Origin of the sequence: Pararhizobium sp. LjRoot255 (assembly GCF_964252905.1) — a bacterium.
Lineage (GTDB): Bacteria > Pseudomonadota > Alphaproteobacteria > Rhizobiales > Rhizobiaceae > Pararhizobium.
Map to the genome: position 1 here is coordinate 583,750 of NZ_CAXUPQ020000002.1, position 15,339 is coordinate 599,088.

A 15,339-nucleotide genomic window follows, 5' to 3' on the forward strand; every position below is an offset into this window, starting at 1 on the left:
GAGCTGGCTCGGTCTTGGAAGGGGTGCTTGGTTATTAATATTGAGCCTCGGCGCCCGACGCCAGCTCGTGGAAGCTCTTATGGCCTCATCCGCAAATTCTTGCCGTGATGGCCAGCTGCGTCCATATAGGGCGCCATGACGTTTGATTCGAAGATATTTGTTGGGCTTAAATCGGCCCGCAAAAAGTCCGCTTCCGCCAGCGAACCTGCAGGTCCGAAATGCCAATGGGACGGTTGCGAAAAGATTGGCGAGCATCGCGCTCCTGTTGGCCCAGGTGCGGAAGGCCTGTATCTGTTGTTCTGTCTTGAGCACGTGAAAGAATACAACAAGGGATACAGCTTCACGACGGCTCCCTCGAACGCGGACATCGCCCGCTACCAAAAGGAAGCGGCGACCGGCAGTCGTGCAACCTTTGGAACCCGTGTCAACCAAGCGACCGAAATCCCCATCCCGTCCACTGTCCGGTCCGGTTCTGCGAAGACATTAAAAGCCCGCAGAGCCGCCACACAGCACCCGGCACAAAAGAGCAGCCCCCAAAGACGAAAACTCAAAGTGCTCGAAGCCAAGGCTTTCGAGACACTCGGTCTTTCGCTGGAGGCGACACCGGAGGAAATCAGGCGCCGCTACAAGGAACGGCTCAAAATGCACCATCCCGACGCCAACCAAGGGAGCCGTACCTCCGAAGACGAGCTTCGGGCATCGATCGAGGCGCATAAGATCCTCAAACTGAACGGACATTGCTAAGGCTCACTCGTGGGATTGCCGTGTAGGGCTCATCCAATCCGCCTTAGTTCCGGAGCCTCCGAAACAGTCGCGCAAACCGGCGAAACTCGACCTCCTCACCCTCGAACCAGGCCTCCAGCCCACAGTAGGCCACCGCGGTCGCTGCATCGCTGCCATAAAGCGCGTGTGCCTGGTCGATGATGGCGTCATCGCTCGGATTGCCTTCGACGGCGGGTTGCGGGCTTGTGGCCTGCGGTCTCTTGCACCGGACTGGATTGCGCGACATCATCGTCTCCCTGTGTCTGATGAGATTTTTTCAATGATCGCCAGCGTTCCTGGACGCTGTCGCCGCTGCGCTGGCGCGAAACGGTCACCGCGGCAGCGCTGTTGCAGGCTGTCTTGGCGGCCTGACCAGCGAGCGGGCAATATCGATGATGTCCTCGCGAGCGGCGGTCGGATCTTCCGTGTTCCAGGCAACCCCCATGCCGATCCGGAAGTCGACGCCCCTCACCTTGCGAAGCTCGAAATTGCGGTTGGGGAAATCCCGCGTCCATTGCGGCGCAAAGCCGATGCCAAGGCCGGCCGACACCAGCGAGATCAGCGCAAACGTGTCATCGCAGGTATAGGCGATGTTGCGCGCCAGATCATATTCGGCGAACATCTCGGCAAAATAGCGTTCGGTGTACGAGAGGTTCTGGCGCGAGAACGAGATGATCTTCTGATCACGCAGGTCCTCGATGCCGATCTCGTCGAGACCGGCAAGCCGGCTGTCCTTGGCGATCGCCAGCAGATACTCGTCACTCGTCATCGAGAAGAAGCGCAGGGAGCCGATGTTCTCCACCGGCCGGATGAAGCCGAGGTTGATCTGGCCGGATTCGAGATTGCGAAAGATGTCGCCGGTCGAGCCGCTCTGGATCTGCAGCTGGATATCGGGATACTTCCTTGCGATCTTCGCCAGGAGCGCCGGAAGCACACCGATGGTGGCTGGATAGATGGTGCCGATCCGGATCTTCCGTGCCGTCTTGCCGGCCACCGAGCGGGTTACCTCCGCACTCAGATCGATGTCGCTCAAGATCCGCACACATCGGTCATAGAAGGTCTCGCCGGCTACCGTCAGTTCGACGCGCCGTGTCGTCCGGACAAACAGCTGGACGCCGAGCTCGCGCTCAAGCGCCTGGATCTGGGTCGACAACGCCGGCTGGGCGATATGCACCCGCGCTGCCCGACCGAAATGCAGCTCCTCGGCGACGGCGACAAAGTACGTGAGTTGGCGCAGTTCCATGGTGTGACCGATCGTACTGGAAGGCTCTCTTACCGTGACGCAGCAGATGACGACGCGGTGCGGTCAGTTTCGCTCGCGTGGCCAGACCAAAAGCTGACAGAAGGGCGCACATATGCATACGCGCAGGAGTGCGGCTGGAAGAATCGCCGCACTACGCCTACAACTGTAGTCATAGTTGCTCGAATCGATGGCGTCAAGCGTTTTTCGCTACGTCCGTATTCATTTTGTGAGTTTTTATGGCTGCACTTACACCCGAAGCGAACAGGGCCGCTCGCGCCATGTTGAAATGGTCCGTCAGAGACCTGGCTCAAAATGCCGGAATCGCATTTTCGACTGTGCATCGATTTGAGTCCACGGGAACCGCAACGGAAGCGACCAAGGAGAAAATCAAAGCCGCGTATGCTGCTCATGGAGTCGAAATCACAAATGGTGATTACACCGGCGCGCGCCTGCTTTTGCGCCGTTCTGAGAATTAAGACTCCTGGCGACCCCAACCTTTGCTCCCAATATTGAGTGTTCGCCGCGCAATGAGGGCGGTCAGTTCCTCTTTGGCGATAGGAAGAAGCTCGACAGGTTACAGATCTTCTTGAACTCGCTTCCTATCCTGGACGCGCAACCTCGTGGAAAACGATCCAAGGGACATCGGCGGAATTGCGCAAGTTCCGCAGGAGATATTATGCGATCCTGCGAGCACAGATCGGGAACGAACATCGTTCGCTTCCGCTTTGCTGCATTTTCCCCCCAATCTCCATCGCGAAAGTAACCTCGCAGGAAGTCGACATTTTGCGAAGGACTTTCGCGACACACGTGCTGTCGCCGCTCGGCCTTCGAAGCTGAGCCGACGTGAAATCGAACATGAGCCCACTGACCGAAAAGATTCCGACCAGATAGAGGAGAGCCAGCAGCGACTGTGCGATCCACAGCGCCAAGCTCCAGCGATTGATGGGACCGCGCGCGCTTGCTTGAGTTGTCATTTTTGATCTACTGCGGCCGGCTGGCTATGCGGCGCTCGTCGGTGCTGCCGGTGGAGCAGGCGGGAAAGTCGGCTCTGTCGGAGGCTTCCCGCCGCTCCAACTATGCTCGGCCTGCGCTTCAGGCCGCCTTTGCGGCCGTATCCGGCAGCTGCGCAAGCTCCTCGAAATACCAGTACACCAACGCGCGGGCCTTCTCCGCCACCGGCGCCGCCCAGTCGCGGAAGAGCTCGGTGATTATGAAGAATGTCCCCACGTCCTCGTGTTAAGCGCTGCCAATGAAGTCGGAAGTAGCTAGGAGTGCCTATGTTATTAACAGTTAATTTAACTTGGTTAAGAAATTTCTCACATGGGACGACGGCGCTTGTGCGCGGACGGTTATTGTTTGCAAGGAAAGACCTTGAAGTGGCGATATTGACGCCTCTAGACGTGGGTCGGGATCTCAGTTCAGTTTATGTGCTGGATGACAAAGGAAATGCAGCGCCACCGCTGCGGCGTTATGGCTCCCGGCCGATCTGCCGCCGTCGCCAAGCCGCAGGCGCCTCTCCTGCACGGTTGCGGAAAAACCGGGAAAAATAAGCCGGATCCTCGAACCCAATTTCCCGGCCGATATCCTCGACCGAGCGGATTGTAAACTTAAGCAATCGCTTGGCCTCCAGTAGGCGACGATCGAGCAGCAGATCCTTGACCGATTGGCCGAACACCTCGCGCGCGGCCTTGTCAAGCAGATGGGGTGTAGTCGCCAGAAAATCGACATAGCGGCTGACGGGCCACTCTTCCTTGTAGTGATTGTCAACGGCCCGCCGAAGCGCAATGGCCAGAGCGCCCGCTGGTGATATCATCTGGACATCTCTCGCCCCGGCGAGGCGGGCCAACATTGACAAGGCAACCGAGACGAGACCGACTACAACCTTGTCGTCCTTACCGCCGCTAACCCGATATTCGTCAGCTATCATTTCAAGCGTCGTGCCGAGCCTAGACCAGCCGGGATCGTGTACCTCGCCACTGAGCAACATTGGTGCGTCAAGATCGAGGGCGACCTGCGGATCTATCGCACCCAGCAAATCGTCGGATACGGACACGACGATCGCATCGGATTGCTCCCCAACATCGAAACCATGAACGACGTTGCTCGGCACGAAGCTGATGGTTGGGGCCGAAAAATTCCAAGTCTGGTCGTCGATGCGGTAGATGCCGCCGCCTCGAAGCCAATAGGTGATCTGCCCCATGGATGAATGTTTATGCGGCGCAACATGGCCGAAATGCACACTTCTGCGCTCCATGACCGTCTCGACATGAAGGAAACCCACATCGAGTGAACGGCTCGGCTCGCCATATACAAAGAAAGAGGGAATATCGTTTTTTTCCATTGTACCGGAAAAAGTACCAGCGAATTGCCTGCTTTGTCCATGGCTGAATATCATCTGCGGTCTTACCTTCCTGTCACAATCTCACGGGAGGAACACGAGATGCGACCTGAAGACCACCGCGCAGACAAGACCCGTCCGTTTACCGGCGCCGAATACCTGGCGAGCCTGCGCGACGGCCGGGAAGTCTATATCAACGGCGAACGCATCGCCGACGTCACCACGCATCCGTCAATGCGCAACTCGGCGCGGTCGATCGCACGCATGTATGATGCGCTTCACGACGAAAAGACCAAAGCGCGCCTGACCTCGCCGACCGATACCGGCTCTGGCGGATACACCCACAAGTTTTTTCGCGTCGCCAAATCGTCCGAAGACCTTGTCGGACAGCAGGGTGCGATCGCCGACTGGGCGCGCATGTCCTATGGCTGGATGGGCCGCACGGCCGACTACAAGGCCGCCTTGATGAATACGCTCGGCGCCAATGCCGACTGGTATGGTCCGTTCAAGGACAATGCCCTTGCCTGGCACAAGCGCGCCCAGGACGCCGCGCTGTTCATGAACCACGCGATCGTCAATCCGCCGATCGACCGGCACAAGCCGGCCGACGCGGTGAAGGACGTGTTCGTCCACATCACCAAGGAAACCGATGCGGGCATCTACGTTTCGGGTGCCAAGGTCGTCGCGACCTCTTCGGCCCTGACGCACTACAACTTCCTCGCCCAGAGCTCGGCAACCATAACCGAAGACCCTTCGCTGTCTGTCATGTTCATCGTTCCGATGAATGCGCCGGGCATCAAGATGTTCTGCCGCGTTTCCTATGAACAGACGGCCAATACGGAAGGCCAGCCTTTCGACTATCCGCTCTCCTCACGCTTCGATGAAAACGATGCCATCCTCGTGCTCGACAACGTGTTCGTGCCATGGGAGGACGTTCTGGTGATCCGGGATGCGGCGAAGATCCTTTCCTTCCATCCGGCCTCGGGCTTCATGCATGGCTACTGCTTCCAGGGCTGCACGCGTCTCGCCGTGAAAATGGACTTCCTCGCAGGTCTTCTCGCCAAGGCGCTCCGAGCGACGGGCGGCGATGCCTTCCGCGGCAACCAAGCCATGCTGGGCGAAGTGATCGCCATCCGCCACCAGTTCTGGGCTTTTTCCAATGCCATGGCGCACAACCCTATTCCTTGGGCGAACGGTGCCGTGCTGCCGAACCTGGAGGCCGCGCTCTGCTACCGGACCTTCATGTCCGAAGCCTATCCCAAGGTCATCGACATCGTCCGGCGTACTGTGGCGTCCGGCCTCATCTACCTGCCATCCTCGGCGAAGGATTTCCAGAACCCGGAGATCAATCGATATCTCGCGCAATATGTTCGCGGTTCCAACGATATGAGCCATATCGAGCGCATCAAGATCATGAAGCTGCTCTGGGATGCGACCGGAACGGAATTCGGGGGGCGCCACGCTCTTTACGAGCTGAACTATGCCGGCGCGCCGGAAGAGGTTCGCTTGCAGGTTCTCAAAGGCGCTGAACGTGGCGGCCGGTTGAAGGAGATGGAGGCGCTCGTCGATCAGTGCATGGGGGATTATGATGAGAACGGCTGGACGGGCGACACCTGGCTGCCGCCGCTCAACGACATCCGCCCGCTGCGCGACGCGGCCGAGTGAGGGTGTTGTGATGGACCCTTCCGTCTCGAAGACCGAATTTCGCAATGCCATGGCGAGGGTATGCGCTCCCGTCAATGTCATCACCACCAATGGATCCGCCGGCCGCGGCGGGTTCACGGCGACAGCCATGTGCTCGGTCACCGACGAGCCACCGACCTTGCTTGTCTGCATGAACAGCCGATCGGCCCAGACCGGTATTTTTGTTGAGAACCGCCGGTTCTGCGTCAATGTACTGACGCCGGAACACAAGGATTTGGCCAGCTATTTCGCCGGTCAGCAAAGCGACATGGATGCCCGCTATGCCGCAGCCGACTGGGTGAGCCTGTCATCCGGCAACCAGGCCCTCGCCGATTCGATCGTCTCCTTCGACTGCCGCCTGATCGAGGCACGGTTGGTCGGGACGCACAACATTCTGATCGGAGAGGTCGTCGAAATCCGCTCCCGCAAGGACGGGCACGCCCTTCTGTATTTCGACCGCAACTATGTGCATGTGCCGACACAGACCGGCAGCTTCGGGGGCTGATCTTTCCACCGCTCATGTCGGGAGCGGTCAAGGGAGCTCAAATCTCTCTTGACATCCGCCAAACTATTTAACATGTTAAATATACACGGCGTCTGGGAGGACACATGCCACATCTGACCGTCGAATATTCGGCCAACCTGGAAAGTCGCGCCGATCTGGGCGCCCTTTGCGGAACCTTGCTTGAAACGATTCTGGAAACGGGCCTGTTTGAAGTGGGAGCCGTTCGTGTGAGGGCGCTGAAGGCGGAACACTACGCCATCGCCGACCGCCTTGCCGAAAACAGCTTCGTCGACCTCAATTTCCGCGTCGGCAAGGGACGCAGCACAGACGAGAGGAAACGCACGGGCGAGGCTCTGTTCGCCGCGGCAAGCGCCGCCCTGGCACCGCTCTTTGACACTCCGCATTTCGCGCTGTCACTGGAAATCCGCGAGATCAACGCGGAGTTGAGCTGGAAGAAAAACGCCATTCATCCGCGCCTGCGCGGCAAATAACCCCGACTGCCGCTGGTATCGCGAGCGGTTGAGCCAAGGATCATTCCATGTCCAGACTTGAGGAAAACATCGCCAAGGCGCAAGCCTATCTCGCCCGGTTCAGGGACAACGGCGTCTTGAACCGTATTGGCGGCGAGGACGTCGCAGCGGCCGACGGTTCCACATTCGAAACCATTTCGCCGGTCGATCTGAAGCCGCTTGCGAGCATCGCCCGCGGCAAGGCTGAAGACATCGATCACGCCGCAAAGGGCGCAAAGGCTGCATTTCCGGCCTGGGCCGCCATGGATGGCACGGCGCGCAAGAAGCTGTTGCACAAGATTGCAGACGCCATCGTGGCCCGGGCCGAGGAGATCGCCTTTGTCGAATGCATGGACACCGGGCAATCGCTGAAGTTCATGGCCAAGGCTGCCCTGCGCGGCGCTGAGAACTTCCGTTTCTTCGCCGACCGCGCCCCGGAAGCCCGTGACGGCAAGTCGCTGCGCGCCGATGGCCAGGTGAACATCACCACGCGCAATCCGATCGGCCCGGTGGGGGTCATCACGCCGTGGAACACGCCCTTCATGCTCTCCACGTGGAAGATCGCGCCGGCGCTGGCCAGCGGTTGCACCATCGTCCACAAGCCCGCCGAATTTTCCCCGCTGACCGCGCGCCTCCTGGTCGAGATCGCCGAGGATGCCGGCCTGCCCAAGGGTGTGTGGAACCTCGTCAATGGCTTTGGCGAGGATGCGGGCAAGGCATTGACGGAGCATCCGCTGATCAAGGCCATCGGCTTTGTGGGCGAAAGCCGCACCGGCTCCATGATCATGAAACAGGGCGCCGACACCTTGAAACGGGTCCATTTCGAACTCGGCGGAAAGAATCCCGTCATCGTCTTTGCAGACGCCGATCTGGAACGCGCTGCCGATGCGGCCGTGTTTATGATCTACTCGTTGAACGGCGAACGCTGCACCTCGTCCTCGCGACTGCTTGTCGAAGAGAGCGTCTATGACACTTTCACCGCGATGGTCGCCGAGAAAGCCAAGCGCATCAAGGTCGGCCATCCGCTCGATCCGGAAACGGTCATCGGCCCGCTGATCCATCCGGTGCACGAGACGAAGGTTCTCGAATATATCGACATCGGCAAGGCCGAAGGCGCAACCATTGCCGCCGGCGGCGCAAAATTCGATGGACCGGGCGGTGGATGCTATGTCTCGCCGACGCTTTTCACCGGTGCCAACAATCAGATGCGCATCGCGCAGGAAGAGATTTTTGGACCAGTGCTCACAGCGATACCGTTCAAGGATGAAGCCGAGGCCCTCGCGCTTGCCAACGACGTCCAATACGGCCTGACGGGCTATCTGTGGACGTCGGATCTCACCCGCGCGTTCCGCTTCACCGACCATCTCGAGGCGGGCATGATCTGGGTGAATTCGGAAAATGTGCGACATCTGCCGACGCCCTTCGGCGGCGTCAAGAATTCCGGCATCGGCCGCGACGGCGGCGACTGGTCCTTCGATTTCTACATGGAAACGAAGAACGTCGCCTTCGCCACGAAGCCCCACGCCATCCAGAAGCTGGGCGGCTGATTTTCAAAAACCCGACGAACACGAGTGCCTGTTTCATGGAGCGAGACAGGCCGGAGGAGGACCCAATGGCACTGCCTGAACCCAATCTCTACCCGCCCTTCAACATCGTGCGCCTCAGCCATGTGGAATTCGGCGTCAAGGATCTCGCCAATTCGCGCGCCTTTTATGTCGATACGCTCGGCCTGCAAGTGACGGACGAGACCGCCGACACGATCTATCTGCGGGCGATGGAAGAGCGCGGGCATCATTGCATCGTGCTGAAGAAATCGGACACGGCGGAAGCGCGCGACCTGGGCTTCAAGGTCTATGACGAAGAGGAACTCGACAAGGCCGCGCATTTCTTCAAGAGCAAGGGCCTGCCTGTGGATTGGGTCGAGCGCCCCTACCAGTCGCGCACCTTCCGCACCCGCGACCCGCACGGCATTCCGCTCGAATTCTATTCAAGGATGGACCGCCTGCCGCCGATCCATCAGAAATACGCACTCTACAGGGGCGTGAAGCCGCTCCGGATCGATCACTTCAACTGCTTCTCGCCCAATGTGGACGAGTCGGTCGCCTTCTATAACGAGATCGGCTTCCGGGTGACAGAATATACGGCGGACGAGGAAACCGGGCGCCTCTGGGCGGCCTGGACCCACCGCAAGGGTGGCGTGCACGACATCGCCTTTACCAACGGCACCGGCCCGCGCCTGCACCACACAGCCTTCTGGGTGCCGACGCCCCTCAACATCATCGACCTGCTCGACCTGATGGCGACCACCGGCTGGGTGGCCAACATCGAGCGCGGCCCCGGCCGTCACGGCATCTCGAACGCCTTCTTCCTCTACATCCTCGATCCGGATGGCCACCGCATCGAGATCTATTGCTCGGACTACCAGACGGTCGATCCGGATCTGGAACCGATCAAGTGGGACCTGAAGGATCCGCAACGTCAGACGCTCTGGGGAGCGCCCGCGCCGAAGTCCTGGTTTGAGCATGGCAGCGTCTTTGCCGATACGCCGGTACGCGCTTCCGACCTCAAGGCTCAACCGATCATCGCGCCCTAAGTCTCCCAGACCTCCCCACCTGGCGGACCTTGGGGTCCGCCATTTTTGCACAGCAAGTGAGAAGCGAACATGCAGCTCAAGGATCCGACGCTCTTTCGCCAGGCCGCACTGGTCGGGACCCAATGGATCGAGGCCGATCCGGACAACGCCATCGAGGTCACCGATCCGGCGACAGGCCAAATCATCGGTCGCGTGCCGAAGCTCGGCGCGACGGAGACCCGTGACGCCATCGTTGCGGCCGAACGCGCGCAAAAAGAATGGGCTGCACGCACCGCCAAGGAGCGCTCGACCATCCTGCGGAAATGGTTCGAGGTGATGATGGCGCACCAGGATGATCTCGGTCGCATCCTGACGCTGGAACAGGGCAAGCCGCTTGCCGAGGCCAAGGGTGAAATTGCCTATGGCGCAAGCTTCATCGAATGGTTCGCGGAGGAAGCGCGTCGCGTCTACGGCGACATCATTCCCGGTCACCAGATCGACAAGCGAATCCTGGTGCTCAAGCAGCCCATCGGCGTGGTGGCCGCAATCACACCATGGAATTTCCCCAATGCAATGATCACCCGCAAGGCTGGCCCGGCCCTGGCCGCAGGCTGCGCCATGGTTCTGAAACCGGCGTCACAGACCCCATTTTCAGCCATTGCTCTCGCCGTCCTTGCCGAACGCGCCGGCCTGCCGCCCGGTCTCTTCAGCGTGCTCACCGGCTCGGCCCGCGAGATCGGCGGAGCACTGACCGAAAGCCCAATCGTCCGCAAGCTGACATTCACCGGCTCGACCGAGATCGGGACAGAACTCTATCGCCAGTGCGCGCCGACCATCAAGAAACTCGGTCTGGAACTCGGCGGCAACGCACCCTTCATCGTCTTCAACGATGCGGACCTCGATGCCGCCGTCGAGGGAGCCTTGATCGCCAAGTTTCGCAACAATGGCCAGACCTGCGTCTGCGCCAACCGGCTGTATATTCAGGAGGGGGTTTATGACGCTTTCGCGCAAAAGCTGGCGGCGGCCGTCGGCAAGCTGAAAACCGGTAACGGCTTCGACGATGGCGCCGTTCTCGGCCCGCTGATCGATGAGGCTGCCGTGTCCAAGGTCGAGGAGCACGTCTCCGACGCACTGGCCAAGGGCGCGCGCCTGATACAGGGGGGCAAGCGCCACGAACTCGGCGGCAGCTTCTTCGAGGCGACAGTGCTCGCCGATGTCACGCCGGACATGGCAGTGGCGCGCGAGGAGACTTTTGGACCGCTTGCCCCTCTCTTCCGGTTCAAGGACGAGAACGATGTCATCGCGCAGGCTAATGACACCGAATTCGGCCTGGCGTCCTATTTCTATGCCAAGGACCTCGCCCGCGTCTTCCGCGTTGCCGAGGCACTCGAATACGGCATGGTCGGCGTCAATACAGGCCTGATCTCGACCGCCGAAGCGCCATTTGGTGGCGTGAAGCTTTCCGGCCTCGGTCGGGAAGGGTCGAAATACGGCATCGAGGACTTCATCGAAATCAAATATGTGTGCCTCGGCGGCATCGCCTGAGGAGGCAAGGAGAAACCATGTCTCATCCCAAGTTCGTCAGCTTTTCCCGCAATGGCAGCACCGGTTATGGCCTGCTGACTGAGACAGGGGTTGTCGACCTTTCCGCTCGTCACGGATCGAAATGGCCAACCTTGCGGGAAGTCATCGAAGCAGGCGCACTCACCTTGCTGGCCGAAGACGCAGCGAGCCTTCCCGACGATTTCGCGCTGTCCGAGATCGCTTACGAAATCCCGATTCCCCAGCCGGAAAAGATCATCTGCGTCGGTGTGAACTTCCCGGACCGCAACGAGGAATACAAGGACGGCCAGTCGGCGCCCGCCAACCCGTCCCTGTTCATTCGCTTTCCGCGCTCGTTTACCGGCCATGACCAGCCGTTGATCCGGCCACCGGAAAGCCCACAGCTCGACTATGAAGGCGAGGTCGTCATCGTCATCGGCAAGGGTGGGCGGCGCATACCCGAAGCGCAGGCGCTCGATCACATCGCCGCGCTGTCGCTCTGCAATGAAGGCACGATCCGCGACTGGGTCCGCCACGCCAAGTTCAACGTGACGCAGGGAAAGAATTTCGACCGCACCGGCTCGATCGGCCCCTGGCTCGTTCCCTATACCGACGAAAGCCAGCTTGCCGACATCAAGCTGGAGACGCGCGTCAATGGCGAAGTCCGCCAGAGCGACCGCACCAGCCGGATGATCTTTTCCTTCCGCAAGATCATCAACTACATCTCCACCTTCACCACCCTGGTCCCGGGCGACGTGATCGTTACCGGTACGCCGACCGGCGCCGGCGCGCGCTTCGATCCGCCGATCTGGCTGAAGCCCGGTGACGTCGTGGAAGTCGAAGCCGACGGCATCGGAACCTTACGCAACATCATCGCCGCCGAGGTTTGAGCCATGCTGACGAAAGACCAGATCGAGGAAGCCGCAACCCGTCTCGACGAGGCCGAGCGCACGCGCGTCCAGACCGGGCTCCTGTCCCTCCAATACCCGCAAATCGACATGGACGACGCCTATGCGATCCAGGGCGCCTGGGTGCAAAGGAAGATCGCCGCGGGCCGCAAGGTGATCGGCTGGAAGATCGGGCTGACCTCCAAAGCCATGCAATATGCACTGAACATCAACATCCCGGATTCCGGCGTACTCTTCGATGACATGGTTTTCGAGGATGGCGCTACCGTCTCGAAAGACCGTTTCATCCAGCCCCGCATCGAGGCCGAGATCGCCTTCGTGATGAAGGCGACGCTAAAGGGTCCGGGCGTCACCGTCTTCGATGTCCTGAACGCCACGGATTATGTGACGCCGGCGCTCGAAATTCTCGACACCCGCATCCTGCGCATCGACCCGGAAACAAAAAAGGCCCGCACCGTCCACGACACGATTTCGGACAATGCCGCCAATGCCGGTATTGTCACCGGCGGCAGGGCGGTGCGCCCCGATCAGGTCGACATGCGCTGGATGGGCGCGATCGTATCCCGCAATGCCGAAGTGGAGGAAACCGGACTCGGCGCCGGCGTGCTCAACCAGCCGGCCCGGGGCGTCGCCTGGCTTGCCAACCGGCTGGCGCAATACGGCGACGGCATCGAGGCGGGACAGGTCGTGCTCGCCGGTTCCTTCATCCGGCCGATCGAAGCCCGGCATGGCGACACCATTATCGGCGACTTCGGCCCCTACGGCACCATCAGCCTGTTCTTCGAATAAGGATCGCCATCATGCCCTCACCGCGGAACCTTTTCAAACAGGCGCTGAAGGAGGGTCGTGCCCAGATCGGCCTCTGGCAGGCGCTCGCCAATCCCTACACGGTCGAGATCTCCGCTGGAGCCGGTTATGACTGGCTGCTGCTGGACGCCGAGCACGCACCGAACGACATCCCGCTTCTGGTATCCCAGTTGCAGGCGATGAAGGGAAGCGGCAGCCAAGCGATCATCCGGCCGCCGATCGGCGAGACCCATATCATCAAGCAGCTGCTCGATATCGGCGCGCAGACGCTGCTTGTGCCGATGGTCGACAGCAAGGAACTGGCGGAGGCCATGGTGAAAGCCGTGCGCTATCCGCCGCACGGCGTGCGCGGCGTCGGCGCAGCCCTGGCGCGGGCCTCGGCTTTCAACCGGATTCCCGACTATCTACAGACCGCCGATGATGAAATCTGCCTGTTGCTGCAGATCGAAAGTCGGGCGGGTCTGGCGGCGCTGGACGAGATCACTTCGACCGGCGGCGTGGACGGCGTGTTCATCGGGCCGGCCGATCTCGCCGCCGATATGGGCTATCTCGGCAAGCCGGGCGCACAAGAAGTTCAGGCCGAGGTCGAACGGGCCCTTTTGCGCATCCAGAGCCATGGCAAGGCTGCGGGCATTCTCACTGGCGACCTCAACCTTGCCAAGCGCTACCTTGAACTCGGGGCCACCTTCGTCGCGATCGGCAACGACGTGACACTGCTCGCCAATGCCACGACAAGGCTGCTCTCCGATTTTCAGGCCGCCACGCCGGCCAAGGCGCTGGCGACGACCAACACCTACTGAGCTAGGCGTCCTCGCCGCTTGGCTTGCCGTCGAGTTTTAGAGCGGCAAGGTCGTCGAGCATGGTGAGTAACTCTTCGACACGGCTCGCACCGAAGCGGGCATCAATTTCCGCATAGACCCGACGGCTGTCCGGCATCACGTCATCAATAATGGCCCGGCCGGGAGGGGCGAGCTTCAGAAGCACCCGCCGCCCATCCGCCTTGTCCTTGTGCCTAATGATAAAACCGCGCTCCTCGAGCGAGCGGATCATGCGGGTAAGGCTGGGCGCAAGAACGAAAGCTTTTTCCGCGACGTCCGTGGCGTCCAGCGTTCCGGCCTCGGCAAGCGCCCGTATTACCCTCCACTGCTGCTCGGTCAAATCATGGGCCGCGAGGACTGGCCGGAAGTGGCTCATGACCGCTTCACGGGCTCGCAGGAGCCCAATCGCCAGCGAGCGGCGTTCGCGGGTAACGGGGCCCACAGAACTTATGCCGCTTTCTCTATTGTCGATCGGTTCGTTCTTCATGCTGGTTCTTTCTATCCGCATTTTTTTCGCTTGCGCAATTACGGGAGGTCGCAGATCCCGGGTGATCCAACCGCAATAGAGTTGACAAATGCCCCGAAGACTACTTCCTTAACATGAAAAATATCTCGGTGGAGACCGGGAATGTTCAATCGGTCTTTGGGAGGAGGCTGACATGCAGCAAATGGTGGAATTCGGGGCGATGATCCCCGAGCAATGGCCCGTGACCCCGGTAGACGACTGGACTGATCAACTGAAATCAATCTGCGGCAGCTTCAATCCGCGCCGCGCCGAGTGCAAAGTCGTCACCGGCAGCGCTACGATCATGGACGCTGGCGGCTTGGAACTGGCACAGGTGGCAAACGATCTCGACATCATCCATCGCGATTTCGTCGACATCAAGCGTGACTACGGCGAGAACCTGTTCCTGTTGTTGCAACTGGAGGGAACCTGCGGCATCGAGCAGCGGGGCCGCCAATCGATCATCGCGCCGGGCGACTGCATTCTGGTGGACAGCTCGGCACCCTCAATCTTTCATTTCGGGGGGAATTTCTCCAACCACCTCTCCGTTCACCTGCCACGCCAGTTGATCGTCGCCGGCAAGGCGGCACAGGTGGAGATCTCGCGGCGGCTCGAAGCCGAAGACCCGATGTCGGCCATGTTGCGGGCGCTGGTCGCCAAGCTGATCCGCACCGATGCCCATGACAAGCGGGCGCAGAATTTGCGAGAGCTGCTGTTCAGCGCCACGCGTCAGGCCTTCGCAATGGATGAGGAGCCGGATCAGTCCTTTCCGGCTGACAATGCGGGCGGGCGATTGGAAATCGTCCAGATTCTAATCGACCGGCACCTCACGGACGAACACCTGACACCTCAGTGGCTGGCCGACAAGGTCGGAATCTCGCTGCGGACCCTGCAAGAGGACTTCTCGGCGCTCGGCACCACTGCCACATCTCTCATCCGCTTGCGGCGGCTGCACCTGGTTCACGAACAGCTGCTCCAGATGAAGAACGTGCCGTCGGCGCCGACCATCGCCGAGGTGGCCTATTCCGCCGGCTTCAACGACATTTCCTATTTCAACCGCTGCTTTCGCAAAACCTTCGACTGTTCGCCGAAGGATATCCTGCAGCACTAGACCCCCGCGCTTTTGTCCTATTCGGGCCGCGCCCAA

At 60.3% G+C, this 15,339-nt stretch carries 17 protein-coding genes; 12 read left to right on the plus strand and 5 right to left on the minus strand.

Going from position 1 to position 15,339, the window contains the following annotated elements:
* Positions 1 to 135 precede the first annotated feature (135 nt).
* The gene (locus ACSQ2W_RS21860) at positions 136 to 744 is read left to right on the plus strand and encodes a J domain-containing protein (RefSeq protein WP_436088284.1); all 609 of its coding nucleotides are present in this window, start codon (positions 136 to 138) and stop codon (positions 742 to 744) included.
* Positions 745 to 787: 43 nt separating this feature from the next.
* On the opposite strand, the gene ACSQ2W_RS21865 is transcribed toward ACSQ2W_RS21860, so the two are convergent.
* Both ACSQ2W_RS21865 and ACSQ2W_RS21870 read right to left on the minus strand, forming a co-directional pair.
* Positions 788 to 1,009, minus strand: coding sequence for a hypothetical protein (locus ACSQ2W_RS21865; protein ID WP_436088285.1), 222 nt, complete (start codon positions 1,007 to 1,009; stop codon positions 788 to 790).
* 84 nt (positions 1,010 to 1,093) lie between these two features.
* Positions 1,094 to 2,005, minus strand: a complete 912-nt coding sequence (locus ACSQ2W_RS21870) for a LysR family transcriptional regulator (RefSeq protein WP_436088286.1) — start codon at positions 2,003 to 2,005, stop codon at positions 1,094 to 1,096.
* Positions 2,006 to 2,241: 236 nt separating this feature from the next.
* Between ACSQ2W_RS21870 and ACSQ2W_RS21875 the strand changes: the two genes are divergently transcribed.
* Positions 2,242 to 2,481 carry a transcriptional regulator gene (locus ACSQ2W_RS21875; RefSeq protein ID WP_436088287.1) on the plus strand — a complete coding sequence of 80 codons (240 nt, stop codon included), beginning with the start codon at positions 2,242 to 2,244 and terminating at the stop codon, positions 2,479 to 2,481.
* Positions 2,482 to 3,097: 616 nt separating this feature from the next.
* Here ACSQ2W_RS21875 and ACSQ2W_RS21880 read toward each other — a convergent pair.
* Together ACSQ2W_RS21880 and ACSQ2W_RS21885 are read right to left on the minus strand one after the other, a co-directional pair.
* On the minus strand, positions 3,098 to 3,232 hold the full coding sequence (locus ACSQ2W_RS21880; RefSeq protein WP_436088288.1) for a hypothetical protein: 135 nt from the start codon (positions 3,230 to 3,232) through the stop codon (positions 3,098 to 3,100).
* Between the two features lie 241 nt (positions 3,233 to 3,473).
* The gene (locus ACSQ2W_RS21885; protein WP_436088289.1) at positions 3,474 to 4,400 is read right to left on the minus strand and encodes a helix-turn-helix domain-containing protein; all 927 of its coding nucleotides are present in this window, start codon (positions 4,398 to 4,400) and stop codon (positions 3,474 to 3,476) included.
* Positions 4,401 to 4,445: 45 nt separating this feature from the next.
* Here ACSQ2W_RS21885 and ACSQ2W_RS21890 point away from each other — a divergent pair, with 45 nt between their 5' ends.
* The 9 genes from ACSQ2W_RS21890 to hpaI all read left to right on the plus strand — a co-directional run bounded on the left by ACSQ2W_RS21890 (position 4,446) and on the right by hpaI (position 13,669).
* On the plus strand, positions 4,446 to 6,008 hold the full coding sequence (locus ACSQ2W_RS21890; RefSeq protein WP_436088290.1) for a 4-hydroxyphenylacetate 3-hydroxylase N-terminal domain-containing protein: 1,563 nt from the start codon (positions 4,446 to 4,448) through the stop codon (positions 6,006 to 6,008).
* Positions 6,009 to 6,018: 10 nt separating this feature from the next.
* On the plus strand, positions 6,019 to 6,531 hold the full coding sequence (locus ACSQ2W_RS21895; RefSeq protein WP_436083886.1) for a flavin reductase: 513 nt from the start codon (positions 6,019 to 6,021) through the stop codon (positions 6,529 to 6,531).
* Between the two features lie 104 nt (positions 6,532 to 6,635).
* Positions 6,636 to 7,022 (plus strand): 5-carboxymethyl-2-hydroxymuconate Delta-isomerase, encoded by a 387-nt coding sequence (locus tag ACSQ2W_RS21900; protein WP_436088291.1) that lies wholly within the window; start codon positions 6,636 to 6,638, stop codon positions 7,020 to 7,022.
* Positions 7,023 to 7,069: 47 nt separating this feature from the next.
* Complete coding sequence (gene hpaE, locus ACSQ2W_RS21905; protein WP_436088292.1) at positions 7,070 to 8,587, plus strand: 5-carboxymethyl-2-hydroxymuconate semialdehyde dehydrogenase; 1,518 nt, start codon at positions 7,070 to 7,072, stop codon at positions 8,585 to 8,587.
* 65 nt (positions 8,588 to 8,652) lie between these two features.
* On the plus strand, positions 8,653 to 9,633 hold the full coding sequence (hpaD, locus tag ACSQ2W_RS21910) for a 3,4-dihydroxyphenylacetate 2,3-dioxygenase (RefSeq protein WP_436088293.1): 981 nt from the start codon (positions 8,653 to 8,655) through the stop codon (positions 9,631 to 9,633).
* Positions 9,634 to 9,702: 69 nt separating this feature from the next.
* A complete protein-coding gene (gene gabD / locus ACSQ2W_RS21915) occupies positions 9,703 to 11,157 on the plus strand; it encodes an NADP-dependent succinate-semialdehyde dehydrogenase (protein WP_436088294.1) in 1,455 nt (484 codons plus the stop codon).
* Positions 11,158 to 11,174: 17 nt separating this feature from the next.
* Positions 11,175 to 12,044 carry a fumarylacetoacetate hydrolase family protein gene (locus ACSQ2W_RS21920; protein ID WP_436088295.1) on the plus strand — a complete coding sequence of 290 codons (870 nt, stop codon included), beginning with the start codon at positions 11,175 to 11,177 and terminating at the stop codon, positions 12,042 to 12,044.
* Between the two features lie 3 nt (positions 12,045 to 12,047).
* Positions 12,048 to 12,851: a 2-oxo-hept-4-ene-1,7-dioate hydratase gene (gene hpaH, locus ACSQ2W_RS21925; protein WP_436088296.1), complete on the plus strand. Its 804-nt coding sequence runs from the start codon at positions 12,048 to 12,050 to the stop codon at positions 12,849 to 12,851.
* A gap of 11 nt (positions 12,852 to 12,862) precedes the next feature.
* On the plus strand, positions 12,863 to 13,669 hold the full coding sequence (gene hpaI / locus ACSQ2W_RS21930) for a 4-hydroxy-2-oxoheptanedioate aldolase (RefSeq protein WP_436088297.1): 807 nt from the start codon (positions 12,863 to 12,865) through the stop codon (positions 13,667 to 13,669).
* Between the two features lies 1 nt (position 13,670).
* Here hpaI and hpaR read toward each other — a convergent pair whose 3' ends face one another.
* The gene (hpaR, locus tag ACSQ2W_RS21935) at positions 13,671 to 14,174 is read right to left on the minus strand and encodes a homoprotocatechuate degradation operon regulator HpaR (RefSeq protein WP_436088298.1); all 504 of its coding nucleotides are present in this window, start codon (positions 14,172 to 14,174) and stop codon (positions 13,671 to 13,673) included.
* Positions 14,175 to 14,346: 172 nt separating this feature from the next.
* Between hpaR and ACSQ2W_RS21940 the strand changes: the two genes are divergently transcribed.
* A complete protein-coding gene (locus tag ACSQ2W_RS21940; protein ID WP_436088299.1) occupies positions 14,347 to 15,303 on the plus strand; it encodes a helix-turn-helix domain-containing protein in 957 nt (318 codons plus the stop codon).
* The last annotated feature ends 36 nt before the right edge of the window (positions 15,304 to 15,339 follow it).